At 67.6% G+C, this 24,820-nt stretch carries 22 protein-coding genes; 12 read left to right on the top strand and 10 right to left on the bottom strand.

Annotated features, from left to right (window positions below; translation table 11 throughout):
* Nucleotides 1-35: 35 nt before the first annotated feature.
* The 4 genes from ACSQ3P_RS20410 to ACSQ3P_RS20425 form a co-directional block, all read right to left on the bottom strand.
* On the bottom strand, nt 36-878 hold the full coding sequence (locus tag ACSQ3P_RS20410; RefSeq protein WP_436167318.1) for an SAM-dependent methyltransferase: 843 nt from the start codon (nt 876-878) through the stop codon (nt 36-38).
* On the bottom strand, nt 878-1,927 hold the full coding sequence (locus ACSQ3P_RS20415) for a glycosyltransferase family 4 protein (protein ID WP_436167319.1): 1,050 nt from the start codon (nt 1,925-1,927) through the stop codon (nt 878-880). The genes ACSQ3P_RS20410 and ACSQ3P_RS20415 overlap by 1 nt, the downstream gene beginning before the upstream one ends.
* The gene (locus tag ACSQ3P_RS20420) at nt 1,924-2,325 is read right to left on the bottom strand and encodes a 6-pyruvoyl trahydropterin synthase family protein (RefSeq protein WP_436167320.1); all 402 of its coding nucleotides are present in this window, start codon (nt 2,323-2,325) and stop codon (nt 1,924-1,926) included. The genes ACSQ3P_RS20415 and ACSQ3P_RS20420 overlap by 4 nt, the downstream gene beginning before the upstream one ends.
* Before the next feature lie 94 nt (nt 2,326-2,419).
* Nucleotides 2,420-3,427: a zinc-dependent alcohol dehydrogenase gene (locus ACSQ3P_RS20425; protein WP_436167321.1), complete on the bottom strand. Its 1,008-nt coding sequence runs from the start codon at nt 3,425-3,427 to the stop codon at nt 2,420-2,422.
* Between the two features lie 81 nt (nt 3,428-3,508).
* On the opposite strand from ACSQ3P_RS20425, the gene mdoH reads away from it, so the two are divergent.
* The 6 genes from mdoH (at nt 3,509) to ACSQ3P_RS20455 (ending at nt 10,116) form a co-directional block, all read left to right on the top strand.
* On the top strand, nt 3,509-5,344 hold the full coding sequence (mdoH, locus tag ACSQ3P_RS20430; RefSeq protein WP_436167322.1) for a glucans biosynthesis glucosyltransferase MdoH: 1,836 nt from the start codon (nt 3,509-3,511) through the stop codon (nt 5,342-5,344).
* Nucleotides 5,341-6,099, top strand: coding sequence for an FkbM family methyltransferase (locus ACSQ3P_RS20435; protein ID WP_436167323.1), 759 nt, complete (start codon nt 5,341-5,343; stop codon nt 6,097-6,099). Before mdoH ends, ACSQ3P_RS20435 begins: the two co-directional genes overlap by 4 nt.
* An 8-nt stretch (nt 6,100-6,107) precedes the next feature.
* Nucleotides 6,108-7,091 carry a hypothetical protein gene (locus tag ACSQ3P_RS20440; RefSeq protein ID WP_436167324.1) on the top strand — a complete coding sequence of 328 codons (984 nt, stop codon included), beginning with the start codon at nt 6,108-6,110 and terminating at the stop codon, nt 7,089-7,091.
* A gap of 164 nt (nt 7,092-7,255) precedes the next feature.
* The gene (gene otnI / locus ACSQ3P_RS20445) at nt 7,256-8,035 is read left to right on the top strand and encodes a 2-oxo-tetronate isomerase (protein ID WP_436167325.1); all 780 of its coding nucleotides are present in this window, start codon (nt 7,256-7,258) and stop codon (nt 8,033-8,035) included.
* On the top strand, nt 8,032-9,033 hold the full coding sequence (locus tag ACSQ3P_RS20450; protein ID WP_436167326.1) for a glucokinase: 1,002 nt from the start codon (nt 8,032-8,034) through the stop codon (nt 9,031-9,033). Before otnI ends, ACSQ3P_RS20450 begins: the two co-directional genes overlap by 4 nt.
* Before the next feature lie 36 nt (nt 9,034-9,069).
* A complete protein-coding gene (locus ACSQ3P_RS20455; RefSeq protein WP_436167327.1) occupies nt 9,070-10,116 on the top strand; it encodes an acyltransferase family protein in 1,047 nt (348 codons plus the stop codon).
* Nucleotides 10,117-10,274: 158 nt separating this feature from the next.
* Here ACSQ3P_RS20455 and ACSQ3P_RS20460 read toward each other — a convergent pair whose 3' ends face one another.
* The gene (locus ACSQ3P_RS20460) at nt 10,275-10,634 is read right to left on the bottom strand and encodes a hypothetical protein (RefSeq protein ID WP_436167328.1); all 360 of its coding nucleotides are present in this window, start codon (nt 10,632-10,634) and stop codon (nt 10,275-10,277) included.
* 154 nt (nt 10,635-10,788) lie between these two features.
* Here ACSQ3P_RS20460 and ACSQ3P_RS20465 point away from each other — a divergent pair, with 154 nt between their 5' ends.
* Together ACSQ3P_RS20465 and ACSQ3P_RS20470 are read left to right on the top strand one after the other, a co-directional pair.
* The gene (locus tag ACSQ3P_RS20465) at nt 10,789-12,600 is read left to right on the top strand and encodes an ABC-F family ATP-binding cassette domain-containing protein (protein WP_436167329.1); all 1,812 of its coding nucleotides are present in this window, start codon (nt 10,789-10,791) and stop codon (nt 12,598-12,600) included.
* Nucleotides 12,601-12,847: 247 nt separating this feature from the next.
* Nucleotides 12,848-13,594, top strand: a complete 747-nt coding sequence (locus tag ACSQ3P_RS20470; protein ID WP_103716634.1) for an SDR family oxidoreductase — start codon at nt 12,848-12,850, stop codon at nt 13,592-13,594.
* 236 nt (nt 13,595-13,830) lie between these two features.
* Here the strand turns inward: ACSQ3P_RS20470 and ACSQ3P_RS20475 are convergent, their stop codons facing one another.
* On the bottom strand, nt 13,831-14,724 hold the full coding sequence (locus ACSQ3P_RS20475; RefSeq protein WP_436167330.1) for a metallophosphoesterase family protein: 894 nt from the start codon (nt 14,722-14,724) through the stop codon (nt 13,831-13,833).
* A 338-nt stretch (nt 14,725-15,062) separates the two neighbouring features.
* Here ACSQ3P_RS20475 and ACSQ3P_RS20480 point away from each other — a divergent pair, with 338 nt between their 5' ends.
* Entirely contained in the window at nt 15,063-15,575 is a 513-nt protein-coding gene (locus ACSQ3P_RS20480; protein WP_436167331.1) for an NUDIX domain-containing protein, read from the top strand.
* 216 nt (nt 15,576-15,791) lie between these two features.
* Nucleotides 15,792-16,292, top strand: a complete 501-nt coding sequence (locus ACSQ3P_RS20485) for a GNAT family N-acetyltransferase (RefSeq protein WP_436167332.1) — start codon at nt 15,792-15,794, stop codon at nt 16,290-16,292.
* 141 nt (nt 16,293-16,433) lie between these two features.
* Here the strand turns inward: ACSQ3P_RS20485 and ACSQ3P_RS20490 are convergent, their stop codons facing one another.
* From ACSQ3P_RS20490 to ACSQ3P_RS20505, 4 genes are read right to left on the bottom strand one after another with little or no spacing between them, the layout of a single operon-like run.
* Nucleotides 16,434-18,530: a hypothetical protein gene (locus tag ACSQ3P_RS20490; protein ID WP_436167333.1), complete on the bottom strand. Its 2,097-nt coding sequence runs from the start codon at nt 18,528-18,530 to the stop codon at nt 16,434-16,436.
* Between the two features lie 3 nt (nt 18,531-18,533).
* Nucleotides 18,534-21,353 (bottom strand): DUF4159 domain-containing protein, encoded by a 2,820-nt coding sequence (locus tag ACSQ3P_RS20495; protein ID WP_436167334.1) that lies wholly within the window; start codon nt 21,351-21,353, stop codon nt 18,534-18,536.
* Between the two features lie 13 nt (nt 21,354-21,366).
* Nucleotides 21,367-22,281, bottom strand: a complete 915-nt coding sequence (locus ACSQ3P_RS20500; RefSeq protein ID WP_436167335.1) for a DUF58 domain-containing protein — start codon at nt 22,279-22,281, stop codon at nt 21,367-21,369.
* Nucleotides 22,282-22,295: 14 nt separating this feature from the next.
* Nucleotides 22,296-23,318: an AAA family ATPase gene (locus tag ACSQ3P_RS20505; protein WP_436167336.1), complete on the bottom strand. Its 1,023-nt coding sequence runs from the start codon at nt 23,316-23,318 to the stop codon at nt 22,296-22,298.
* Between the two features lie 235 nt (nt 23,319-23,553).
* On the opposite strand from ACSQ3P_RS20505, the gene ACSQ3P_RS20510 reads away from it, so the two are divergent.
* Nucleotides 23,554-24,144 carry a DUF1285 domain-containing protein gene (locus ACSQ3P_RS20510; protein ID WP_436167337.1) on the top strand — a complete coding sequence of 197 codons (591 nt, stop codon included), beginning with the start codon at nt 23,554-23,556 and terminating at the stop codon, nt 24,142-24,144.
* Nucleotides 24,141-24,800 carry a CoA pyrophosphatase gene (locus tag ACSQ3P_RS20515; RefSeq protein WP_436167338.1) on the top strand — a complete coding sequence of 220 codons (660 nt, stop codon included), beginning with the start codon at nt 24,141-24,143 and terminating at the stop codon, nt 24,798-24,800. Before ACSQ3P_RS20510 ends, ACSQ3P_RS20515 begins: the two co-directional genes overlap by 4 nt.
* The last annotated feature ends 20 nt before the right edge of the window (nt 24,801-24,820 follow it).

The raw sequence follows: 24,820 nt of genomic DNA on the forward strand, positions 1-24,820 counted from the left end.
TGGAAACCGGTTTTCGGAAGAAGCCGTAGCAGGTTTCAGACCGGCCGCGCCCAGAGATCATTGTGCCCGATCAGGCCGGAGGACGCCTCCGTCGTGCGGGCGCCGAGCCAGTCCGTGACCGCGTCGGCCTCGACATGGCCGGTCTCCAGAACGGCATCGGCAATGCCTTGCGTCAGGGCCTTGGCCAGGTCGCGCTGCTCCGCATCGATGGTCCAGGCGCTGTCGCCGGTCGAGACCGCGAAGCCCGATTTGCGGAAGGCTTCCGCCATGATCTCCGTGGCGTCGGGGCCGGCCGCCGGGCCAAAACCCTTGTCGGAGTGCTGGTGATGCGCGAAGGCGGCGAGCATCCTGGCGTCGGCCTCATGAGGCGGCTGCCATTTCTCGCGCCCGTCATAGGTCAGCACGGTGTAGAGCGGCAGGCGCTGGCTCGCGAGCGCCGCGACGAAGCGCTCTATCCAGCGTTTCGAGGTCAAGTCGAACAGGGCGGCGGCGGTGACGAGATCGGGCTGCCAGCCGAGAACCCATTCCAGGTCCTTCATCAGGTCGGCCTGGCGGAAATCGACCGTGATCGACTTGCCGTCCTTGGCGAGGACAAGTTCCTCGCCCTGTTCGCGAGCCTCGTCGGCCCAGAGTCCGAGCGTCTCACGTGCGGCGTCGAGCAGGCGCTGGTCGAAATCCACCAGCGTCCAGTGTTGACGCCCGGGCAAGGCGGAGAAGGCGCCGCGCAGATTGGAGCCGGCGCCGCAGCCGAGATCTACGATCGAAATCGAGGTCTTGGGCGTAAAATACGCGCCGACGGCCGCGAGCAGCTCCGGATTGCGTGCCGCATGGTCGGCGGGCTCGCGCAGCGCCAGCCATTCGGGGGAGAAACCACCCATCACATCACCTTCCGGCAGGTTTGCGCGACGATCGTCGCAGTGTCGCGCCAGCGCGGCAAATCACCGGCCGCGGCCCAGGCCGCATTCGCCATGCCTTCGCGAAGCGCGCGATCGTCGATGAGCTTGCCTAGCACCTCGGTGAAGGCAGCGATATCGCCGGGCGGAACCTTGAGCGCGGCAGCATCCGGCGCGGTCTCGGCAGCTGCCCCGCCTGTCGTGCACAGGATCGGCAGAGCGCGCGCCAGCGCCTCGGTCAGTACCATGCCGTAGCCCTCGAACAGGGAAGGCATGACGAAAAGGTCAGCTTTATCATAGGCCTCGGCCAGGATATTTTCGCTCGCTGCTCCGGTCAGCACGATGCGGTCCTCGAGCCCTGCCGTCTTGATCTGGGCTTGGAGTGCGCGGGCGGTATCGGGGGCGCGGTCCGACGCGCCGATAATCGTCAGCCGCCAGTTCCGGTCCTTGAGGCTGGCGAGGGCGGAGACGAGCACGTCGTAGCCTTTGCGCGGGACGAGCGAGCCGACGGCGAGCAGGGCAAGCGGGCTGCCGTTGGTGCTGCCGCGCGCGCGGGATGCTGGATCGACGCCGGGCAGCGCCACAGTGATCCTGTCCTCGGCGAGGCCGAAATCCGCGACCAGGATGCGTTTCGTTGTCGGGCTGGTTGCTATGACGGCGCTGGCGTGACGCAAGGCGGCCGCTTCGCGCGCCAGCAGCGCGCGCGCCCGCTCTGGACTCAAGCCGGTCTCCAGCCCGAGCGGGTGATGGACGAGTGCGACGACGCGGCCGGCGAGGCCCGCTGCGATGCTTTCGGGGAAGGCGCCATAGGCCAGGCCGTCGATCAGCAGGGCGGCATCGAAGGGCTGCGACAGGATCAACCGCCCGGTCTCGGCGAGATCGTCAGGCGTCGCGTTCGGGAAGGAGGAGGGGAGTGCGAGGTGGCGCGCGGCGATGCCCATCTCGCGCCATTCGGCGAGCAGCCGGCGATCATAGCCATAGCCGCCGGTCGGCAGGTCGATGTCGCCGGGGACGGCGAGGACGATGCCGCTCACGCGAGCACGCCCTCATAGCTCGCTCGCGCCAGGTCGGTCTCGTGCAGCGTCACCTTGATGCGGGAAAGGCCGGCTCCGTCCTCGCCGAGCGCGCCGGATGCGGCGGCTTGCGCCATCGCGTCGAAGATGTGCTTGCAGAGGAATTCTGTCGTGGTCAGCACGCCCGCGAATTCCGGCAGCGCGTCGAGGTTCTGGTAGTTCAGCGGCTTCAGCGTCCTGTTCAGCACCTCGAGCGCGGCTCCGATATCGACGACGACATTGTGCCGCGTCAGCCTCTCCCGGAAGAAGGCGACATCCACGATGAAGGTCGCGCCGTGCATGTTACGGGCCGGGCCGAAGAACGGATCGGGCAGCGAATGGCCGATCATGATGCGGTCGCGGACTTCGACGGAAAACATGGATACGGCTCCTGCAGGCGGGCGGCTGACGGGCCTGTCTTGGCCCGAGCCTGTCTTGGCCCGAGCCTGTCTTGGCCAAAGCCGTAGCGTCAGGTCAATAGCGCAGCACGGCAGTCAGCCCCGGCCAATCGGCAGCGAGGACGCCTGGAAGCAGCACCGGGGCATCCGCGAAGGCGATCTCCTGCGTGATCAGCGCATCCAAGCGATCGTCGCTGAGAAGCGCCATCGCAGCCTGGCTGCGGCGCGCATAACTCCAGCGCGGACGGTGCGAAGGCGCGACCTGCCCGACCTGCGACGAGATCAATTGCAGGCGTTTGGAATGAAATGCACCGCCCAGCGAAACGGGGACGGCGCCCTCGCCATACCAGCTCAATTCGACGATGCGGGCCTCGAAGCCGGCGGCATTGATCGCCGTCGCCAGCCCCGCGCCCGAGCCGCTGGCATGAAAGACGAGATCGGCATCGATGGGTGCATCCGCTGGCAGAGCAAAGCGGAAGCCGAGCGTGGCGGCAAGCGCGGCGCGGCCGGCATCGATATCGACCAGCGTCACCTGCGCGCCCGGTAGCCGGGCCGCGAGCCACGCGACCAGCAGTCCGAGCACGCCGCCGCCGACCACGACGACCCTGTCGCCCGGGCCGGAGCCCGCATCCCAATGCGCGTTGAGCGCGGTTTCCATATTGGCGGTGAGTACGGCCCGGCGCGCCGATACATTCTCGGGCACGATCGTCAATCGGTCGCTGGCCGCGGTGAAATGGTCCTGATGCGGATGCAGGCAGAAGACGGTCTTGCCGAGCATGCCGGGCGGGCCTGCATCCACCTGGCCCACCGCGCAGTAGCCGTACTTCACCGGAAAGGGGAATTCCCCATCCTGGAAGGGGGCACGCATGCGCTCATATTCGCAGGCCGGCACACGGCCCTCGAGGACAAGACGCTCCGTGCCGCGACTGATGCCGCTCCAGAGCGTGCGGATCCGACAATCCTGCGGGCCGGCCTCGGGAAAAGCGCCAGCGTTCAGGGCGCATTCACGCGGCGAAATATACCAGAGAGCGGTCGCCTTCGCGCTTGCGCTCGCTACGGTTGCCGGCTTTAGCTCCTTCGCCATATCGAGCCGATCCCTGTTCCCGACCAAGCCTAGCCTTTACCGACTGCAGGCCTTTCGACTGATATCATGACAGAGACCGCCATGAACCAGCGTCCCGCTCCGACCACGTTCCAGTCGGCGGCGCAAGAGGCCGAGAGCCTGCGGGGCCTGACGCCGGCGGGCGTGCAGGCGAAAGCGACGCTGAGCGCCCGGCGCTGGCTCGTGCTGGCGCTGAACCTCGTCACGCTTGGCGCATTGCTGCTGGGGCTCGGGCGTGTACTCGGGACTGGGGGCTGGACGGTGACGGATGTGGTCATCCTCATTGCCTTCCTGTTCGGTGCGCCCTGGACGGTGCTCGGTTTCTGGAATGCGGTGATCGGCCTCTGGCTGCTGCACGGCGCCGATGACGGGCTCGACCAGGTCGCGCCCTTCGCCGCCGATGGCGAGGTCGCGACGCCAATCGCGATCCGCACCGCCATCCTGATGACACTGCGTAACGAGGATCCCGAACGCGCCTTCCGCCGGCTGCGCGTGGTCAAGGACAGCGTCGAGGCGACGGGCGAAGGCGCCTGGTTCGACTATTTCGTGCTGTCGGATACGAGTGATGCCGTTGTCGCGGCGGCGGAAGACCGGCTCGCGGCGCAATGGGTGAGCGAGATCGGCGCAGCCTCGCGCCTCACCTATCGCCGCCGCACCGACAACGCTGGCTTCAAGGCCGGCAATGTCAGGGATTTCTGCGAGCGCTGGGGCGATCGCTATGAGGTCATGCTGCCGCTCGACGCCGACAGCGTCATGTCGGGCGATGCGATCGTGAAGCTGGCGCGGATGATGCAGGCGCATCCCAAGCTCGGCATCCTGCAGAGCCTGGTCGTGGGCATGCCGAGCAGGTCGGCCTTTGCCCGCATCTTCCAGTTTGGCATGCGCCAGGGCATGCGGCCCTACACCATGGGCTCGGCCTGGTGGATCGGTGATTGCGGTCCGTTCTGGGGCCACAACGCCATGGTGCGGATCGCTCCTTTCCGCGATGAGTGCCATCTGCCGATCCTGCCCGGCGAAGGGCCGCTCAGCGGGGCGGTGATGAGCCATGATCAGGTCGAGGCGACGCTGATGCGTCGCGCCGGCTACGAGGTCCGCGTCTTGCCGCAGGAGATGGGGAGCTGGGAGGAAAACCCGCCGACCATGCTCGAATTCGCCAAGCGCGACCTGCGCTGGTGCCTCGGCAATCTGCAATATCTCAAATTGCTCGACCTGCCCGGCTTGAAGCCGATGAGCCGCTTCCAACTGGTCTGGGCGATCCTGATGTTCCTGGGGCTACCGGCCTGGACGCTGATGATCGCGCTCGTGCCGGTGAAGGTCATCGAGGATGCCGGCATCGCGGGCTATCCCTCGGGCTTGGCCGCCTCCCTCTATCTGCTGTTCCTGGCGATGTACCTTTCGCCGAAGCTCGCCGGCTTCATCGACATCCTGCTGACCGAGGGCGGCACCCGGCGCTATGGCGGCACGGGGCGCTTCATCGCCTCGGCGCTGATCGAGATCGTCTTCGCCTTCCTGCAAGGCGCGGTCTCGACCTTCCGGACGACGCTGTTCATGGTCGGCCTCGCCTTCGGGCGCGCCAGGATCGGCTGGAACGGCCAGTCGCGCGATGCGCATGCCTTGTCCTTCGCCACGGCCTTCGCCGGCTTGTGGCCGCATCTGCTGTTTGGCCTCTCCATCTTCGGCGCGCTGATGCTGCTCTCGCCGACCGTGCTGCTCTGGTCGCTGCCGCTGACCGCGGGCTATGTGCTGGCGATCCCCTTCGCCATGCTGACGGCTTTGCCGGCACTGGGGAGGTGGTTCGCGCAAAGCGGGCTTTGCGGGATTCCCGAGGATTTCGACCCACCGGTCGAGCTCCTAGCGATCGCGAATCTCCCGGCGATCGCGAATGAGGCGCAGCGATGAACGCCGCTGCTTCTCCCAAGGGCATGGCCAAAGCGGTTTCGCGCTCCTTGCGGGTCTATCACGGCGATCCTGCGCGCAATGCCGCGATGGACGCGCTTTATGCGCGCTTCCTCAGACCCGGCGATCTCGCCTTCGATATCGGCGCGCATGTCGGGGACCGGATCTCCTCGTTTCGTCGGCTGGGCGCGCGCGTCGTGGCGCTGGAGCCGCAGCCGGGGCCGGCGCGTGCGATCCGCCTGATCCATGGTCGCGACCCGCTGGTGACGCTGATCGAGGCTGCCTGCGGCGACAATGAAGGGGCGGTGACGCTGCAGATCAACAGCGCCAACCCAACGGTCTCGACTGCTTCGCCGGCTTTCGTCGGCGCGGCGCAAGGCGCTGGTGGCTGGGAGGGGCAGGTCTGGGACCATGAGATCGTGGTTCCCTGCACGACGCTCGACAAGCTGATCTGGCGCCATGGCCTGCCGGCGCTCATCAAGATCGATGTCGAGGGCTTCGAGGCGCATGTGCTGGCGGGCCTGACCAAGGCCGTGCCGGTGATCTCCTTCGAGTTCACGACGATCCAGCGCGACGTCGCGGAGGCTTGCCTCGCGCTGCTGGATACGCTTGGACCTTATCGCTTCAATGTCGCGCTCGGCGAAAGCCAGAGCCTCGAACTCGCCGAGCCGGCGAGCGCGGAGGCGATTGGCGGCTTCCTGCGCGACCTGCCTCATTCCGCTAATTCCGGCGATGTCTACGCCATGCTGACGAGTTGATATCGATGATGACCCTTCTCTCCCGCTTGCGTTCCGTGATCCTGCCGCTCGCCTTGGCCTGCGCCGCTTGTCCGGCTTTTGCTGCCGGCGATGTCGCCGTCGAGGTCAAGAACGAGTCCGAGCCGGTGCTCTGCGCCGAGAAGGACAATGTCACCATCAAGGCGATCTCGCCCGAGGTGCGGCGCTTCCAGATCGAGGCAGCACATCCTGCCTATAACGCAGGTCTCTTGCGGGATAACTGGGACGCGGACTGGACCGATTGCGAGATGAAGGGCGACCCCTCCTTCGCAGCCCCTGTGCCGCCCCGGCGTGTCACCTTCTACGAGAGCATCGACTACTGGCTCGTCGGCTACACCTTCCCGACCTTCTGGCGGCCGGCCGATACCACCTTCCGGGTCGGCGACAGGGTCGAGAAAGGCCTGCATCTCGTCCAGCTCTGGAAACTCGGCAAGGATCGCTCGCATGAATTGCTCGTGGTCTATCCGCAGGACGGCTATTGGCGCGCCAGGCCGATGCCGCCGCAGCAGCTTGCGTCCTCAGCCTATGGCTCGTCCTTCCTGTTTGGGCCGATCGAGACCGATGGACGCCCGGTCGTGAACATCAAGGAGATCGAGTTCGATCCCAAGACCACCACCTTCAAGCTGAGCTTCAAGGACGGCTCGTCGGGCAGCTTGAAACTCGACAGCGTCGATGAGAACCGCATGGTGCTGGACGCGGTGCTCGACAAGCCGGTGACCGGCGGCAAGGGTTTCGTGGCGCTGCGCTCGATGTATGTCACCGAGTTCAACAACGATGTCGCCCGCATCGCGGTGCGCGAGCCCGGCGCCAAGGGCTGGCGCGAGGAGCCGCTGATGCCGTTCACGGGCGGCAAGGCGACCGATATCTGGATGGGCCGGACCACCCATTCGCGCCACAACACCTCCTCGCCCGACATGGTGTTCCGCAATTTCTCGAAGGACCCGAACCCGCCGGCGAAGCCGGAGAAGAAGTAGGCCGGCTCCGTCTCCCGTCGTCATTCCGGGCGCTTCTTCGCAGCTCGTCTGGAATGACGCGGAGAGGCTGTGATCGGGAACGCAACCTCTCCGAGCGCGTTTGATCATGACGGCCGCGGCGCTTCGCGCTAGTTTGCCCGCCCTGATCCAGCCTTGAGGCCGACATGCCGCGCTTTGCCGCCAATCTCTCGATGATGTTCACCGAGTGGGACTTCCTTGACCGCTTCAAGGCGGCGTCCGATGCCGGTTTCGAGGCGGTGGAGTTCCTATTCCCCTATGAGCACGCGCCCGAGAAGGTCGGCCTGGCGCTCGCTGGCGCCGGAGTCGAGCAGGCGCTGTTCAACCTGCCGCCGGGCGATTGGGCCAAGGGAGAACGCGGCATGGCGGCGATCCCCGGCCGCGAGGACGAGTTCAAGGCAGGGATCGAGACCGCCCTGGCCTATGTGCATGAGACCGGCGTCAAGCGCCTGCACATGATGGCGGGCCATGCCGACCCGCAGGATCCCGCCGCGCAGAAAGCCTATCGCGCATCGCTCGCCTATGCCGCCGACAGGCTGGCCGAGCACGACATCGACCTGCTGCTGGAGCCGATCAACGGCAAGGATATGCCGGGCTATTTCCTCAACGATTTCGACCAGGCGGCAGCTTACGTCCGGGAATCCGGCCGCCAGAATGTCAGGCTGCAGTTCGACATGTATCATTGCGCGCTGATCCATGGCGACGTTTCGGGCAAGCTGAAGGCGCTCTACCCGCTCATTGGCCATGTCCAGATCGCGCGCGCCAATGGCCGCCACGAGCCAGACGCCTCCGGACCGGACTATCCGCGCCTCTTCGATGAACTGGACGGGCTCGGCTATGAGGGCTTCGTCGGCTGCGAGTACCGACCGGCGGCCGGCACGCTCGAAGGGCTTGGCTGGTTCTCCGATTTCAGGAAGCCGGCGTGACCTCGCCTTTCGCCCATCCGGTTCTGGTCGCCGATATCGGCGGCACGAATTGCCGGCTTTCGCTCGTATCTCGGGCCGGGGCGCCGCATGAGCCCTTGGCGCGGATCAGCACCGGCGGCCACCCGACGCCGGAGGCGGCGCTGGAGGCCGTGCTGTCGACGCTCACGCAGCGGCCGCGCAGCGCCATCCTTGCCGTCGCGGGTCCTCTGGACGGGCGCGAGGCGCAGCTCACCAATGCCAATTGGCATTTCGACGGACCGCGGCTCGCCAAGGCTCTTGGGCTCGAACAAGGCCTGCTGGTCAATGATTTCGAGGCGCTGGCGGCTTCGCTCTCCGCGTTGCGCGAGGCGGATTTGACGACGCTGGTTTCGGGCCAGCTGGAGCCTGAAGGGCTTCGCCTCGTGCTAGGGCCCGGAACCGGCTTTGGCGCTGCCGCGCTCCTGATGCGGGGCGAGCGCGGTGTCCTGGTGCCGACCGAGGCCGGTCATATCGGCATCGGCCCGGAAGACCCGACCGAGCACAAGATCTGGCCGGCGCTTGCCGCCGAGTTGCCGCGCGTCACGGTCGAAGGGCTGCTCAGCGGCGACGGCCTGGTGCGTTTCCACCGCGCGGTGGCGAAGCAATCGGGCATGCTGGAGGCCGATGTCAGCGCCGCCGATGTGACGACGCTGGCGCTTGACGGCGACCCCGCAGCGCTGATGGCGGTGATCTGCTTCTGGCGATTGCTGGCGCGGGTCGCAGGCGATCTTGCGCTCGCCTTCAAGGCGACGGGGGGCGTCTATGTCGCGGGCGGCATCGTGCCGCGGCTCCTGCCGCTGGCCGATCCTACGACGATCCAGGCCGTGTTCCATGGCAAGCCTCCGATGGAGGATCTGGCGAAGCGTTTCGCTTTGCATGTGATCACGACACATGATGCCGCCGAGCAGGGGCTAGCCGCCATTGCGGCTGCGCCGGCGCGGTTCGGGCTGGACGACCCTGCGCGGCTATGGTTTGCGTGAGCGCGTCGGTTTCGCGCGTCTGAGGCTCTTTCCGGTTTGTTCCAGCTTTACGGCATCCAGGCCCTGCGCGCGGCTGCGGCCTTCATGGTCGCCGTGCACCATGTCCAGTATGACGCCATGGCGCTGGCCGCGCGGAGCGGGGCAAGCTTCTCACCTTCGCTGCTGCTGCCCTGGATGGCGGGCGTCGACATCTTCTTCGTCGTCTCCGGTTTCATCATGGTGCATGCCTCCGCCGACCTCTTCGGCCGAGCGGATGGTGCGAGGCTCTTCCTGCAGCGCCGGCTCGCGCGCATCGTGCCGCTCTACTGGGCCGCGACGACGCTGTTCCTGCTCGTCGGACTGGTCCTGCCGGGCGCATTGAATTCGGGCGCGCCGGATCTGGCGCAGATCGCCGGCTCCTATCTGTTCTGGCCCACGGTTTCGACGATAGGGCTCGTCCAGCCGGTCTATTCGCTGGGCTGGACGCTGAACTACGAGATGCTGTTCTACACGCTCCTCGCCCTGGGGCTGCTGCTGCCGCGCGCCTGGACGCTGCCGGTCATCACCTTGGCCCTGGCGGGCCTGGTCGCGGGCGAGAACCTGGCCGGGCCGCTTGCCGTGCCGCTGCGCTTCTGGGGCCAGCCGATCGTGCTCGAATTCGTGGCCGGGATGGGGATCGCCCTGCTATGGCGACGCGGATTGCGACTAGGGCTCGCCTCGCGCGTCGCGGTCGCGGCGCTTGGCGTGGCGCTGCTCCTGGTCGCGGCCCAGGTGCCGGGCAGCGATGCGCCCTGGGCGGCGCTTGCATGGCGAGGCTCGGCGGCCGTCCTGCTCGTGCTGGCGGCGGCATGCGGCAGGCGGCGGGAGGCGCCCTCAGCACCGGTTCGCTGGCTGGCACTGGTCGGCGACGCTTCCTATGCGCTTTATCTGGTGCACCCCTTCGTCATTCGGGGCCTGCGTGAGCTGTTCCAGCGCCTGGCTCTCGGATCGCCGCTGCTCTTCATCATCCTGGCTCTTGCGGGCGCTGTGGCTGCGGCGCTCCTGGTCCACCGTGCCTTCGAGAAGCCGGCGACGCGCTTCATGCGGCGAAAGCTCGGCGCCTAAAAGCTTAGAGCATTGCTCCTGCGAAAAACCGGTTCCCAGTTTTCAGAGCCGATGCTCTGGAGTCTTTCCGGGTTTCTTCGAATCGCGGAAAGACTCCAGCTCCTTGTTTTGTCGCATTTTCTTCACGCGAACCGGTGTCCACTTCGCTCGAAAATGCTCTATTTCAAGCGCATCCCCTTCAGCGACTGGCCGACGACGCCTCCGGAGCGGCGTCTCTCGGCGCGCTTGGCCTTGATGCCGGCAACATCCTCCGGCTGGGGATGGCGGCCGCGCTCCAGCAGTTCGAGCGTATATTCCTCATAGGTCAGGCCCAGGGCCTCGGCGCGCTCCTCGCGGCGCAGCGCGATCGCCGGGGGCTTGCGCCAGGCCCGGCGATGGGCCGTGCGCCATTCGAAATAGCGGTTGATCTCGCCCTTGCCCCATTCCGGCTCGTGTGGCGGCAGCTCATCGAGCGGTGGGCCGCCATTATCGCCCATGCGGGCCGGGCGTTCATCTCGCAGTCGCTTCGGTTTGGCCAAGGGGCGCTCCGGGTGGATGCTCGTTCGAAAGGGGCTCCTGCGCTCACGATAATAGCGGTTGTGCGCCGCACCAAGATCGAACTCATCGCAGCACGGCGCGTGACAGAGCCGCCGCGCCGGTCTATCCCGCCTGCATTCCCCTCACGGACACCCCATGGCCCCCTTGCTCCATCTGCGCGACGTCGCGCTCACCTTCGGCGGACAGCCGCTTCTCGAGGCGGCGGAGATTGCCGTTTCCGCCGGCGAGCGCGTTTGCCTGGTCGGCCGCAACGGCTCGGGCAAGTCGACCTTGCTGAAGATCGTGGCGGGGCTCGTCGAGGCCGACAGTGCCGACCGTTTCGTGCAGCCGGGCTGCACGGTCCGCTATCTGCCCCAGGAGCCGGATTTTACCGGCTACAAGACCTCGCTCGCTTATGTCGAGGCCGGCCTCGGACCGGGCGACGACGCCTATCGCGCGCAATATCTGATCGATGAGCTCGGCCTGACCGGGCAGGAGGACCCCGCCACGATGTCGGGGGGCGAGTCGCGCCGCGCGGCGCTGGCGCGTGTGCTCGCACCGGAGCCCGACATCCTGCTGCTCGACGAGCCGACCAACCATCTCGACCTGCCCGTGATCGAATGGCTGGAGCAGGAGCTGAAATCCTTGCGCTCGGCGATGGTCCTGATCAGCCATGACAGGCGCTTCCTGACCTCGCTGTCGCGGGCCACGATCTGGCTCGATCGCGGCCTGACGCGGCGCATGGACAAGGGTTTTGGCGAGTTCGAGGCCTGGCGCGACGAGGTGCTCGCCCAGGAAGAACTCGACCGCCACAAGCTCGACCGCAAGATCGCCCGCGAGGAAGACTGGCTGCGTTACGGCGTCAGCGCGCGCCGCACCCGCAACCAGCGTCGCCTTGGCGAACTGCATGGCCTGCGCGAGCAGCGCCGCACGGCCCGCAATGTCGTCGGCAATGTCCGGCTCGAGGCGAGCGAGGCGCAGACCTCCGGCAAGCTCGTGATCGAGGCGATCGACGTCGCTAAATCCTTTGGCGACAACGCGGTGGTGAAGTCGCTGTCGCTGCGGGTGGCGCGTGGCGACCGGATCGGTATCGTCGGCCCCAATGGCGCCGGCAAGACCACGCTGATCAACCTGCTGACCGGCGCGCTCGCGCCCGATTCCGGCAAGGTCAAGCTCGGCGTCTCCTTGAACATGGTCACACTCGACCAGCGCCGCGAAAGTCTCGACCCTGCAACGCCGCTCGGCGATGCGCTGACCGGCGGCGGCTCCGACCAGGTCATGGTCGGCGACACGCCGCGCCATGTCATCGCTTATATGAAGGACTTCCTGTTCCAGCCGCTGCAGCGGCGCACGCCGGTGGGAGCGCTGTCGGGCGGCGAGCGCGGTCGATTGATGCTGGCGCGGGCGCTGGCAAAGCCTTCCAACCTCCTGGTGCTGGACGAGCCGACCAACGATCTCGACCTCGAGACGCTCGACCTGCTGCAGGAGCTTTTGGCCGACTATCAAGGCACGGTCCTGCTGGTCAGCCATGACCGCGACTTCATCGACCGCGTCGTCTCGGCGACGCTGATCTCGGATGGCGACGGCATCTGGACGGAATTCGCCGGCGGCTATTCCGACATGCTGGCGCAGCGCGGGCGCGGCGTCGGCGCGAAGGTGAGGGTGGTCCCCGGGAAATCGGCGCCTGCCGAGGACAAATCCACGGTGGCGGCCGCTCCTGCGCCGGTCTCGAAGCGCAAGCTTTCCTTCAACGAGAAGCATGCGCTGGAGACCTTGCCCAAGCGCATCGAGGTTCTGCAAGCGGAAGCCGCCAAGCTCAGCCAGGCACTCTCGGGCGATCTCTATACGCGCGACCCCAAACTGTTCGCCAAGGCGACGACGCGGCTGGAAGAGGTGACACGCGAGATCGGGCAGGCGGAAGAACGCTGGCTGGCGCTGGAGATGCTGCAGGAAGAGCTGGGGGCGTGAGACCCAGGCGTCATGCTCGGGCTTGTCCCGAGCGTCTCCTGCCGGAGATTCTCGGATCCGCACGGAGTTTATCTTTGGGCCGGCCATAGGCCGGGCCCGGGTGCTTCGCCCGAAAATGAGGCTGCGACGCCGCCATACAATTTCCGTCTCCGCCCAATCGCGAAAACGCATTTGTTGCCGGCGGCAAATCTCACCAATGTCGCGGACCCCGAGAAAAACGGACCCTGGGAAAAGCTGAGGAAGCACGATGAGATTGAAGGGCAAGACGGCGCTGATCACCGGCGCGGCACAGGGGTTCGGGCTCGGCATTGCCGAGACCTTCGTGCGCGAGGGCGCGCGAGTGGCTGTGCTCGACATCAATGCCGACAAGGCCAAGGAGGCGGCCAAGGCGATCGGGCGCAAGGCCTTCGCCGTCGGCTGCGATGTCGGCAAGGGCAAGAGCGTCGACAAGGCGGTGGAGCGCGTGTTGGCGAAGTTCGGGCGGCTCGACATCGTCATCAACAATGCCGGCATCAGCCATCGCAACCAGCCGATGCTGGATGTCTCCGAGGAGGAGTTCGATCGCGTCTTCGCGGTGAATGTGAAGTCAATCTACCTCATGGCGCGCGCGACCGTGCCGCATTTCCGCGAGCATGGCGGCGGCGTCATCCTGAACATCGGCTCGACCGCCGGCATTCGGCCGCGCCCGGGCTTGACCTGGTACAACGGCTCCAAGGGGGCGGTGAACCTGCTCTCGAAATCGATGGCGGTGGAGCTTGCGCCCGACCGCATCCGCGTCAACGCGATCGCGCCCGTCGCCGGTGAGACGCCGTTGCTGGCGACCTTCATGGGTGAGGACACGCCGGAGAAGCGCGCGCAGTTCAAGGCGACGATTCCCTGGGGCCGGCTCTCGACGCCGCAGGACATGGCCAATGCGGCGCTCTATCTCTGCTCGGACGATGCCGAGATGGTGACGGGTACGGTTCTGGCCGTGGATGGCGGGCGCTGCATCTGAGAGGGCCTGCTAATCCGCCATCGCGGCCGCCTGACGCGACGTTCTGCGCTTCCGGTGCTCACGGACGTTGGTGGCGGGCGCTGCGTCTGATGCAGCGCATCATCCCGTGCGCGTCGCGGCGCGAAGTGCCGCTACGCAGATACGGGACCGTCATCAGGAAAAAATGCGTTCTCGTCGCACGGTCCCGTATCTGCGCGGCGGCATTGCATGCCGCAGCGCGTGCGGGATGACAACGCTCACACCGGCTTGGCGTGCAGCGCGATCTCCTGGCGCAGCATCACCGTGCCGTCTGGCTCGAAGCCGCGCTGCTCGACGCTGATCTGGGGTGCGCTTGCGTCGCCCTCGATCTTGAACAGATGCCAGGTCGCCATCTCGCCATGGCCGAGCGGACCGATCGAGGCCGAGGGCACGCCGACGATGGGCACGTCGCGGCCCAGCCCCGGCCGCCAGGCCAGCGAGAATGTGTGGTTGTGGCCATGCAGGATCAGATCGGCGCCGCTGCGCGCCAGCATCGCCTCGAAAGCCTCGGCATCGACGAGTTCGCGCGAGCGCCGCGCGCCGCCGACATAGGGCGGGTGGTGGATCAGAACGACGCGGATCAGCCCCTCATTACGGGCGTGGTTCAGCAGGACCTCGGCCTTGGCTATCTGCGCCTGGCCGAGGCGGCCTGTCGCCATCAGCGGCAGGGTCGGAATGCCGCTGTTGAGGCCGATCAGCGCGACCGGGCCGCGCCGCCGATACCAGGGATAGCCGGCCACGCCGACATCATCGGCGCACCACGGGCCGAGATGGCTGGCGAGCGGCTTCAGGGATGAGGGGGCATAGGCGTCGTGATTGCCCGGCACGAAGCTGACGGCATCGCGCGGGCCGAGCGTGTCGAGGAAAGTGACAGCCGTCTTGAATTCGTTGGGCAGGCCGATATGGGCGACATCGCCGGTGCAGGCGACATGGTCGGGCGCTTGCGCGCGGATATCGGCGACGATCAACGCCAGGACGTTCATGTCATGGGCATGGCGCCGTTTGCGCCGCCAATTGACATAGCCTGTCGCGCGCTTGCCCAGGAGCTGGTGCAGCGAAAAACCGGCGAGAGGGCCGAGATGCGGGTCGGACAGATGCGCGAGCTTGAACACAGCCTAAGCGCTTGCCCTTGCCGCCCGCCAGCCGTCAAGCGCGAAAGATGCGTCGATAGCGACGCAAGCCTCGCGCTGGTCGGCTCAGTTGGCGGTGCCGGTCAGTTCGGAGACGATGAACGAATCGGTCAGGGTGACGGCGGGCTTCCAGACATAGGCCGGCTTGGCGCGCAGACGAGCGATGATGAAAGAGAGTAGCATGACGAAAATCCCCAGCGGTGATGCCGTCTTCTCTACCTCATTTGCGGCGCGTTTGTGACGTAACGGAACCGGAATCGGGCCTCTGCCATGCGTTATTTGCATAGACAATTAGGATTTCGTTTGGATTTGACGAGTCCATGACCGTGGATGGCGACCCACGCGCTGCTTTGAAGCCGGATTCCGGTCCGAATCGCGCGCAACGCGCGCTGTTCCGGGTCGCGCATCTGTATTTCCGTCTTGTGCGCGGCATGACGCTGGGCGTGCGGGCGGCCGTGCTAGACGGCGAGGGCCGCGTCTTCCTGGTCCGCCATACCTACACCCCCGGCTGGCACCTGCCGGGCGGGGGCGTCGAGGTCGGCGAGACGCTCGAGGAGGCGCTGGCTAAGGAGCTGCGCGAGGAGGCCTCGATTCGCGTCACCGGGCCGGTCGTGCTCCATGGCGTCCTGTTCAACCGGCCTCTCTCGCGGCGCGATCATGTCGCGGTCTATGTGGTCCGGGAGTTTGCGGTCGATGGTGTCAAGCGGCCCGACCGCGAGATCGCTGAAGCCGGCTTCTTTCCGCTCGATGCGCTACCGGAGGGAACGACGGCCGGCACGCGGCGGCGGCTGGATGAGATCGCAGCTGGCGCAAGAGCCCCGGCGGTCTGGTAAGGCCGCGCTTATCTTGGGCAGCGTGATGGACGCCTGCGCGCCACTCTGCTACAGCCCGCCGCCATGACGAACGGGCAACGCCTTTCCACCCTGCGACGACCGGCGCGCTGAGCGCGCCCTCGAGGCATGCCGCCGATGCGCGGCCATGTCCTCACCGTCCTATCCGCAAGTTTCTGCCTATCCGCAGGTTTCTGCCCGCCCGCAGGTTTGCCCGTCATGACTTCCTTGCCTTTGACCATTCGCCATGAACTTCCCGCTGATGCCGCCGCGATCGAGCGCTTGCACGAGCGCGCCTTCGGGCCGGGGCGTTTCGCGCGCACGGCCTTCCGCCTGCGCGAAGGCGTGCCACCCGATGCAAACCTGACCTTCGCCGCTCATGTCGGCACGTTTCTGGTCGGCTCGATCAGGGTGACGCCGGTGTCTGCGGGCGGCAACACCGCGCTGATGCTAGGGCCACTGACGGTCGATCCCGCTTTTGAGGGACGCGGCATCGGGGCGGCCCTGATGAACCGCTCGATCGAGGCGGCTCGGGCCGCAGGGTACGATTTGATCATGCTGGTGGGGGATGCGCCTTATTATGCCCGCTTCGGCTTCAGGCCGATCCCGCCGGGCCAGCTCGTCCTGCCGGGGCCGGCAGACCCGGCGCGGTTCCTTGCGCTGGAGCTGGTCGAGGGCGTGCTGGCGCAGCGCAAGGGCGCTGTCATGCCGTATCGTTGAGGGGCGTGTCATTCCGGGGCTCGGCGAAGCCGAGAACCCGAAACCCATGATCGGGTGAGGCCTTGGAGATTCGCCGTCGAAAAGGCTCGCCCGGTCGTGGGTTCCGGGTTCGGCCCTTTGGGCCGCCCCGGAATGACAGGGCTACGCTGCGTCGGGCTTCCGGTTGAACCGTCTGCCGCTTTCGCCCAGCCAACCGGCGACGAGCGCGCCGAACAGCAGTGCCAGACCGATCAGGCCGATGAAGAGCGGCGAGACCTGGACGCCGCGCACGATGCCGGAATCGCTGATGCGCAGGCCGATCCAGTCCGATCCGGCGAATTGCGATCCGGACCGTACCGGCACGATGCGCGGAATCGACACATTCGAGCCGATCTCCTGGCCGATCCGCCGTGAGGAGCCGCCGCTGGCCTCGGCCAAGGCCTGAAGCTGGGCGGGGTTGCTGACCACCTCCATCAATTCGCGCGGATTCTCGGGGCCGACGCTGGCGAAGGCGGTGAGGTTGTCGGCCGCGACGCGGTGCAGGCCGAACTCGCTGGTCGGGATGCGCGCGGTGAAGAGGCCGGGCCGGCCGGCCTCGAGCGGCACGGAGCGCGATTGCCCGTCCGGCCCGGTGATGGTCACGGGGGAGGGCGTGTCGCCCAGCGTCTGGCGCTCGACCTCGATGATGCCGCCGCGGGCCGAGGCGCGCAGCGCTTCCTCTTCCAGCTCGGGTTCCTTCATCAGCCAATGGCTGAGCCGGCGCAGCAGATCGAGATAGGGGCCGCCATCGCGAAAGCCGCGCGCCCAGAGCCAGGCATGGTCGGAGAGGAACAGCGCGACGCGGCCTTTCTGCTCGCGCGCCAGCATCAGTAAAGGCCGCTCGCCGGGGCCGGTCATCACGGCCGAACCGGTGCGGGCGCGGGCGCCGACCATGCGCAGCCATTCGCCCCAGCGCGGCGGCTCGACCTCCGAACCCGGCAGCTCACGGGTGACAGGATGGCGCTTGCCGGGTTCGCTGACGCGGGCGCGATAGGCCTCGTCGATCACGGAGCCGTCGGGCACGGCGGGCAGAATCTGGCCGAGCGGCGTGCGCGACAGGCTTTGCGAGCCGGCATATTCCGGCCCCGCCGCGATCAGCAAAGCCCCGCCCTCGCGGACATAGCGGACGATGTTGTCGAAATAGATCAGCGGCAGGATCGACTGGTTAGCGTAGCGGTCGAAGATGATCAGGTCGAATTCCTTGATCTTGACCTGGAATAGCTCGCGCGTCGGGAAGGCGATCAGCGAAAGCTCGTTGATCGGCGTGCCGTCCTGCTTCTCCGGCGGGCGCAGGATGGTGAAATGCACGAGGTCGATATTGGCATCGGCCTTGAGCAGGTTGCGCCAGGTGCGCTCGCCCGGATGCGGCTCGCCCGAGACCAGGAGCACGCGCAGCTTGTCGCGCACGCCTTCGATGGTGATCACGGCGCGGTTGTTGGCGAGGGTGAGCTCGTTATCGAGCGGGTCGGCTTCGATCTCGACGACGTTGGGGCCGCCGCGATCGATCCGGATCGGCACCTGCACGATCTCGCCGGCGGTGACCTCGCGGCGCGCGATGATCTCGCCGTCGCGGCGGATGGTCAGCCCGGCCCGGCCCGGTCCGCCTCTCTCGACGACGCGCAGGCGGACATTCTGGTCCTTGCCGACGATGCCGAAGCGCGGGGAATCGACCAGCACGATACGGCGGTCGATCTCGGCGTTGCGCCCCGTGGTCAGCACATGCAGCGGTGCGCGCAGGCCGAGCGCCTCGGCATTGGCCGGGGCGTCGTGGGCGAGGCCGTCGGTGATCATGATCGCGCCGGCGACGCGCTCGGAGGGTACGTCGGCGAGGCTTGCGGCCAGCGCTTCGAACAGGCGGGTGCCGTCGCCCGAACCTTGCGCATCGCGAACCTCGACGATGCGGGATTCGACATTGTTCAGGCCGCGCAGCTGGCGCTCGACCTCGGCCTGGGCGGCCTGCGTCTGCGCCGCGCGGTCGGCCAGCCGGTTCGAGCCGGAGCGGTCGACCACCACCGAGACGACGTCCTTGACCGGCTCGCGATCCTCGAAGACGAGCGATGGGTCGGCCAGCGTCAGCGTCAGCACGACGAGCGCAAATGCGCGCAGGATGGCGCTACGCCCCGCCAGCACGATCGCTGCGCCAGCCGCAAGCGCAGCCAGCAGGCTCAGGCCTATCAGCAGCGGCAGCGGCACCAGCGGGGCGAAGGAGAGGCTCCACATGACCTATTGTCCCAGACGCTCGAGCAGGGCCGGGACATGGACCTGGTCGGCCTTGTAGTTGCCGGTGAGCGCATACATCACGAGGTTGACGCCGGCCCTGAGCGCCATCTCGCGCTGGCGCGGATCGGAGCCCGATAGCGGCACCAACGCCTCGCCGCGCCGGCCGACGGCCCAGGCGGAGGCGAGGTCGTTCGAGGTGATGACGATCGGCGAGACATTGTCGCCGGCCCGTGCCGGGCGGCGGCCGTCCTCGCCTGCGGGCGGCAGGATCTCGACCCAGGTCGTGCCGGCGTCGTAGCGGCCGACGAAGCCGTCGAGGATGTAGAAGGTCTTGGTCAGGACATGGTCGCGCGGCAGCGGCTCGAGCTCGGGGATGTCGAGCGTCTGCAGCATGCGGCGCAATTGTTCGCCCTCGGGCGTGGTGCCGCCGCCGGGCCGCGCGCTCATCGCGTCGCGGGTGTCGAAGATCACGAGCCCGCCGCCCTTCATATAGGCTTCGAGCTTGCGCAGGGTCTCGGGCGCGGGGATCGGGCGGCCGGCCACGATCGGCCAGTACAGCACCGGGAAGAAAGCGAGTTCGTCGCGGTCGGCATTGACGCCGACGGCCTCGCCAGGTTCGAGCGCGGTGCGCGCGCCGAGCACGATGTTGAGGCCGGCAAGACCGGCCTTGGACATGTCGTCGACGGTCTTGTCGCCGGTGACGACATAAGCCAGTCGGGTCACGGCGCCGGCTGCGAAAAGCTCGCGCGGAATCGGCGGGCGGTCATCCGCCGGGGCTGCCGGCACGGCTTGAGCGCGCGCCATCTCGGGCGTTGCGGCGCCGATGAGAACGAGCGCCAGCAGAATCGCGGCTGGCGCGGCGCGGCCGGCGCGACGAGCAATGTTCAGCCGGCCGCCGAGCCAGAGCGTCGCCAGCGTGTCGGCGATCAGGCACAGCAGCGCCAGCACCAGCAATTGCGGGCGGATGTCGAACGCGACCGGCTTGTCGACCGGCAGGATCGGCGCGCCGAGCGCCGCCAGATCGATCGCCCTCAGGCTGTCGGCCGGGTTCAGAGCGTTCACTGCAAGCGAGCCGTCGGCGGGGCCGTAGATGCCTGGCGGATGTGCCAAGGTCGCCCGTCCGGCGAAGGTCCGGGCCACCGGCTGGGCGGTCGCGGGTGGACTGCGGAAGGCGCCGTGGCCATCGAGCACACGGGTCGGCGACAGCGTGTCCACGCGCGCATCCTCTCCTTGAGCTTCGCTCGGCCCGGTTCCGGCAAGGCCGACGACCTTGCGCAGCATGTCGACGAACAGTCCCGAGAGCGGCAGGTTCGACCATGTCGTGTCGGCGGTGACATGCATCATCGCGATCATGCCGTCGCCACGGCGTTCGCCGGTGACGACCGGCGTGCCGTCCTCCAGCGCAGCCCAGGTCTTCCTGGCGAGGTCGGCTTCGGGCTCGGCCAGGATCTGTCTGGAGACGCGGACATCGTCATTGATGGCGATGCCGAAGAAGGGGCTCTCGCGGGTGAAGGGGGCGAGCTTGCGCGGGGTCTCCCAGGAGAGACCACCGCCGAGCGTGCGGCCGCCGCGGCGCAGGCGCACCGGCGTGAGGTCATCGGCGGCCGCCGCCAGCCGCGCTCCGGCAAAGCGCAGCAGCACGCCGCCGCGCTGGATGAAGCTGTTGATCTTGCCGACTGTGTCGCCGTCCAGTGCGCCGATATCGGCGAGCACCAGCACGGAGAGGTTTTGCGCCAGCAATTCGCCGATCGGGTCGGTCGAGCCCGGGCGCGGTTCGCGGATCTCGGCGAAAGGCGAGAGCGCGCGCGAGACGTAATAAGTCGGCGACAGCAGCGGCTGGGCCGTGTCGGTGGTGGTGCCGGAGACGATGCCGACACGCCGGCGCTTGGCGCGGTCGTCGAGCAGCGCCACGGCCGCCGCGCTGCGCTCGCCGACGATCTCGAGCCGGGACACGGCGTTGCGGACCTCGATCGGCAAGGTCAGGCGCGCCGAGGTCTGCAGGTCCGAGCCGTTGAAGATGAAGGACGCATCGCCGAGCGGGAGCCCCTTGAGATCGAGCGCGCGGACATGGCCCGTGGCCGTGGCGGCGCTGGTGGGGCGCAGCACCTTCACGGCAAGCGCGCCAGCGAGGTTCTCGGGCGATGTCAGCGCGAGCTGGCCGGGGGGGGCGGCATGGATCGAGAGCCGGCGGGCATCGGCTTCCTGCTTCAGCCGAGCGAGGAAGGGGCCGTCATCGGCGATCGAAAGGCCGTCGCTGACCCAGACGGTCTCGGCCTCCGGCGCGCTGCGCAGGAAGGCTTCGATACGCTGGAGATGGGCGGAGCGGTCGGGCGCGTGCGGCTGCAGCGCCAAAGCGCGCAACCGGTCGAGCGCGGCGCGGGGCTCCGACAGGGTGATTTCACCGGGCGCCTCGGCAAGGCCGACGATGGCGACGGGGCGGCCTTCGCGGGTGGCGGCGGCGAGGCGGGATTCGGAGATCGCCTGCCGCTCAGGCCAGTCGGTCGCAGCGCCGAAACCGTTGTCGATCAGCAGCAGCATCGGGCCGCGCATCGGGCCGGCCTCGCGCGGCGGATTCCAGACCGGGCCGGCGACGGCCAGGATCGCGAGCGCGGCGACAGCCATGCGCAAGGCCAGCAGCCACCAAGGCGTATGGGCCGGCATTTCCCGCTTGGCGATGAGGTCCGCCATGATCTTGAGCGGCGGAAAGTCGATGCGTCTCGGGCGCGGCGGCGTCACGCGCAGGATCAGCCACAGCGCCGGCAGCAAGGCCAGAGCGGCGAGCGCCAGCGGGGCGGAGAAGGCGATCGGCAGGGAAGCGAGCATGGGTCTCTCCTCCCTAGCGTCCGGGGCCGCGCGACGCGGCGATCAGGCTGGCGATGCGCAGCACGCCTTCGCTCGCCGGCCGGTCGGTGCGGTGCAGCGTCAGTGTCCAGCCCACCTTGCGGCAAGCTTCCTTGATCGCGTCGCGATGCGCTTCCAGCCGCTGCCGGTATTCCTCGCCCCAGGAGCCGGCATCGCCGACCCTGAGCGACAAACCGTCCTCGAGGTCGAAGAGTTCCGCCTGGCCGGTGAAGGGGAAGGTCTCCTCGATCGGGTCGGCGATCAGCAGGACATGGCCGCGCGCGCCTGATGACGCCATCGTCGTGATGCGCTTGGCCAGCGAGGCGGCGGGGGACAGGCCATCGGTGATGATGATCGCGTCGGCCAGGCGCGGCAGCGGCGCGTCCGGCGGCAGGTCGGCCTCGGTGCCCTTGGCGTCGACGAGGATCGCTTGCGCCAATGTCTCGACGATGCGGCGCGAGGCGAGGGCACGGGTCAGGCCGAGATGGCCGACGCGCTCGCCGCCCTCGACCAGCGTCTCCGCCAGGGCGAAGCCGGCGATGAGCGCACGGTCGACCTTCGAGGCCAGGGCGAGAGAGGAGGCAAAACCCATCGAGGCCGAGCGATCGATCCAGAGCCAGATCGCATGCGAGGCTTCCCATTCGCGCTCGCGTACGAAGAGATGGCCGTCACGAGCCGAGCGGCGCCAGTCGATGCGCGAGGCGGATTCGCCGGTGACCAGCGGGCGATATTGCCAGAAGGTCTCGCCGGGGCCGGCGCGCCTGCGCCCATGGATGCCGTGCACGCTGGCCGAGACCCGTCGCGCCTCCAGGATCAGCCGGGGCAGACGCGCGGCGAGATCGAGCGAGGCGGTGAGAACCGGCCGGGCCGGTTGGCGTTCGGAGGTCCCGAGAACGCGCATGCGCAGCATTGTCGTGTCGCCTCCTATCCTAACCGTTCCACAAGCTTGGCGATGATGCCCTCGACGGTCTCGCCATCGGCCCGCGCGGCGAAAGTGAGCGCGATGCGATGCTTCAGAACGGGAATGGCCAGCGCCGCGACATCGTCGACCGATGGGGCGAGGCGGCCCTCGACCAGCGCCCTGGCGCGGCAGGCCAGCGTCAGCGACTGGCTGGCGCGAGGCCCTGGGCCCCAGGCGAGCTTGTCGGTGATGGCGGCGTCGCCGCCCTCGGGCCTGGCCGAGCGCACGAGGTCGAGGATCGCATCGACCACGGTCTCGCCGACCGGCAGGCGGCGCACCAGCCGCTGCGTCGACATCAGCGTCTCGGCTGTCATCGCCTGGACCGGCTTGTGCTCGGTGGCGCCGGTGGTTTCGAGCAGGATGCGGCGCTCCGCCTCGCGGTCGGGATAGGCGACGTCGATCTCGAGCAGGAAGCGGTCGAGCTGGGCCTCAGGCAGGGGATAGGTGCCCTCCTGCTCGATCGGGTTCTGGGTTGCGAGCACATGGAAAGGAGCCGGCAGGTCGTAACGCTCGCCGCCGATGGTGACATGGTGCTCCTGCATCGCCTGCAGCAGCGCCGACTGGGTACGGGGGCTGGCGCGGTTGATCTCGTCGGCCATCAGCAATTGCGCGAAGACCGGACCCTTGATGAAGCGGAAATGGCGCTTGCCCTCCGGGCTCTCGTCGAGCACTTCGGAGCCGAGGATGTCGGAGGGCATCAGGTCCGGCGTGAACTGGACGCGGCGGGCGTTCAGGCCGAGCACCGTGCCCATCGCCTCGACCAGCTTGGTCTTGGCGAGGCCGGGCACGCCGACGAGCAGGCCGTGGCCGCCGGCGAGCAGGGTGATGAGCGAAAGATCGACCACCTTCTGCTGGCCGAAGATGACCTGGCCGATTTCCTTGCGCGCTGCGCCGATGGCACTGAGCGCGGCCTCGGCAGCCTCCACGATGCCGGTGTCGAGATTGATTGGCGGGTTGCTCTCCGCCGCACGGACTTGCGCCACCATGTCGATCTCCTTCACCCTTGTCGTCGCAGCTTGCGTCTTCTGGTCCCGGCGTCTTCGCTTCCGGCCCGTCCCGAACCCACAAGGCCTTGAGCCGTTGAGTGTGGACGGGTCGCCATGCCGGCTCAAGGGGCCCGATGGCGCGGTGCACATAAACTCCGCTTCACGATTATGTGGAGTTCAAGGCAAAGAACGCGATGCAACCAATATGCCGCATACGGCGCAGCCGGGGTTTTCGATGACAGAATCTGTTTCCGCGATGGACCGGCTGCTGACCTCGCTGCGCGATGGCAAGGGCCGGGGGCTGCCGCCGGTCGAGCGCTGGAATCCACCTTTCTGCGGCGATATCGACATGCGCATCGCCGCCGATGGCACCTGGTTCTATCTGGGAACGCCGATTGGGAGGCCGGCCCTGGTCAAGCTTTTCTCCTCCGTTCTGCGCAGGGATGATGGCGATTACGTTCTTGTGACCCCGGTCGAGAAGGTCGGGATCACGGTCGAGGACGCGCCTTTCCAGGCCGTCGAGATGGCGGTGGCCGGCGAGGGAGAGGGCCGCTCGCTGGCCTTCCGGACGCAAGTTGACGATGTCGTGAGCGCGGGGCCCGGCCATGCGATTCGCTTTGAGCGTGCGGTCAAGGGCGGGCTCAAACCCTATATCCACGTCAGGCGCGATCTCTGGGCGCGGGTGACGCGGGCCGTAACTTATGACCTGCTCGCGCTCGGCGAGGTGCGTGAGGTCGACGGCATGCCGATGTTCGGCGTGGCTGCGGGCGGTGCGTTCTACCCGGCCGTGCCGGCCAGTGAGATCGAGGACGGCGAGGCGGAATGACGGCGTTGAACCTGACAGCGGATGCGTTCGCGGCGCTGGCGCGCGAACGGCTGCGCCATGAGCCGCCTGCGCTTGGCGACCTGATCAGCCGCCTGCGCGGCGACCATGACATGCAGCCCGAAGACATGCAGTCCGAGCCGTTTGCCATGCCCGACGAGGCGACCGCGATACATGCGGCGGTGCTGATCGGTATCGTGGCTCGCCCGGAAGGGCCGACCGTGCTGCTGACACAGCGCGCGGCGGCGTTGCGCAGCCATTCCGCGCAAATCGCCTTTCCCGGCGGGCGGGTCGATGCGGTCGATGGCTCGCCGGTGGTCACGGCGCTGCGCGAGGCGGAAGAGGAGATCGGCCTGCCGCGCCAGCAGGTGCGGACGCTCGGTTTTCTCGACGCTTATCTGACCGGCACCGGCTATCGCATCGTGCCGGTGGTCGCGCTGATCGAACCGCCATTCTCACTGACGATCAACCGGTATGAGGTCGATGAAGCCTTCGAGACGCCGCTCGCCTTTCTGCTCGACCCTGCCAATCACCATCGCGAGGGACGCCTGTGGGAAGGTCGCTATCGCACCTACTATGCGATGCCGTTCGGGGATCACTATATCTGGGGTGCAACCGCTGGCATGATCCGCAACCTTTACGAACGGCTCGCCGGCTGACCTGACTGGGAAGAAACGCC

The organism is Allobosea sp. LjRoot9 (genome assembly GCF_964252745.1).
GTDB lineage: Bacteria > Pseudomonadota > Alphaproteobacteria > Rhizobiales > Beijerinckiaceae > Allobosea.

Coding starts and splice junctions, on each gene's coding strand:
- ACSQ3P_RS20505 (WP_436167336.1), bottom strand. CDS start 23,318: ATGGTGGCGCAAGTCCGTGCGGCGGAGAGCAACCCGCCAATCAATCTC.
- ACSQ3P_RS20435 (WP_436167323.1), top strand. CDS start 5,341: ATGAACGCCGCTGCTTCTCCCAAGGGCATGGCCAAAGCGGTTTCGCGC.
- ACSQ3P_RS20470 (WP_103716634.1), top strand. CDS start 12,848: ATGAGATTGAAGGGCAAGACGGCGCTGATCACCGGCGCGGCACAGGGG.
- ACSQ3P_RS20495 (WP_436167334.1), bottom strand. CDS start 21,353: ATGCTCGCTTCCCTGCCGATCGCCTTCTCCGCCCCGCTGGCGCTCGCC.
- ACSQ3P_RS20420 (WP_436167320.1), bottom strand. CDS start 2,325: ATGTTTTCCGTCGAAGTCCGCGACCGCATCATGATCGGCCATTCGCTG.
- ACSQ3P_RS20465 (WP_436167329.1), top strand. CDS start 10,789: ATGGCCCCCTTGCTCCATCTGCGCGACGTCGCGCTCACCTTCGGCGGA.
- ACSQ3P_RS20500 (WP_436167335.1), bottom strand. CDS start 22,281: ATGCTGCGCATGCGCGTTCTCGGGACCTCCGAACGCCAACCGGCCCGG.
- ACSQ3P_RS20440 (WP_436167324.1), top strand. CDS start 6,108: ATGACCCTTCTCTCCCGCTTGCGTTCCGTGATCCTGCCGCTCGCCTTG.
- ACSQ3P_RS20485 (WP_436167332.1), top strand. CDS start 15,792: ATGACTTCCTTGCCTTTGACCATTCGCCATGAACTTCCCGCTGATGCC.
- ACSQ3P_RS20480 (WP_436167331.1), top strand. CDS start 15,063: ATGACCGTGGATGGCGACCCACGCGCTGCTTTGAAGCCGGATTCCGGT.
- ACSQ3P_RS20510 (WP_436167337.1), top strand. CDS start 23,554: ATGACAGAATCTGTTTCCGCGATGGACCGGCTGCTGACCTCGCTGCGC.
- ACSQ3P_RS20515 (WP_436167338.1), top strand. CDS start 24,141: ATGACGGCGTTGAACCTGACAGCGGATGCGTTCGCGGCGCTGGCGCGC.
- ACSQ3P_RS20490 (WP_436167333.1), bottom strand. CDS start 18,530: ATGTGGAGCCTCTCCTTCGCCCCGCTGGTGCCGCTGCCGCTGCTGATA.
- ACSQ3P_RS20410 (WP_436167318.1), bottom strand. CDS start 878: ATGGGTGGTTTCTCCCCCGAATGGCTGGCGCTGCGCGAGCCCGCCGAC.
- mdoH (WP_436167322.1), top strand. CDS start 3,509: ATGAACCAGCGTCCCGCTCCGACCACGTTCCAGTCGGCGGCGCAAGAG.
- otnI (WP_436167325.1), top strand. CDS start 7,256: ATGCCGCGCTTTGCCGCCAATCTCTCGATGATGTTCACCGAGTGGGAC.
- ACSQ3P_RS20425 (WP_436167321.1), bottom strand. CDS start 3,427: ATGGCGAAGGAGCTAAAGCCGGCAACCGTAGCGAGCGCAAGCGCGAAG.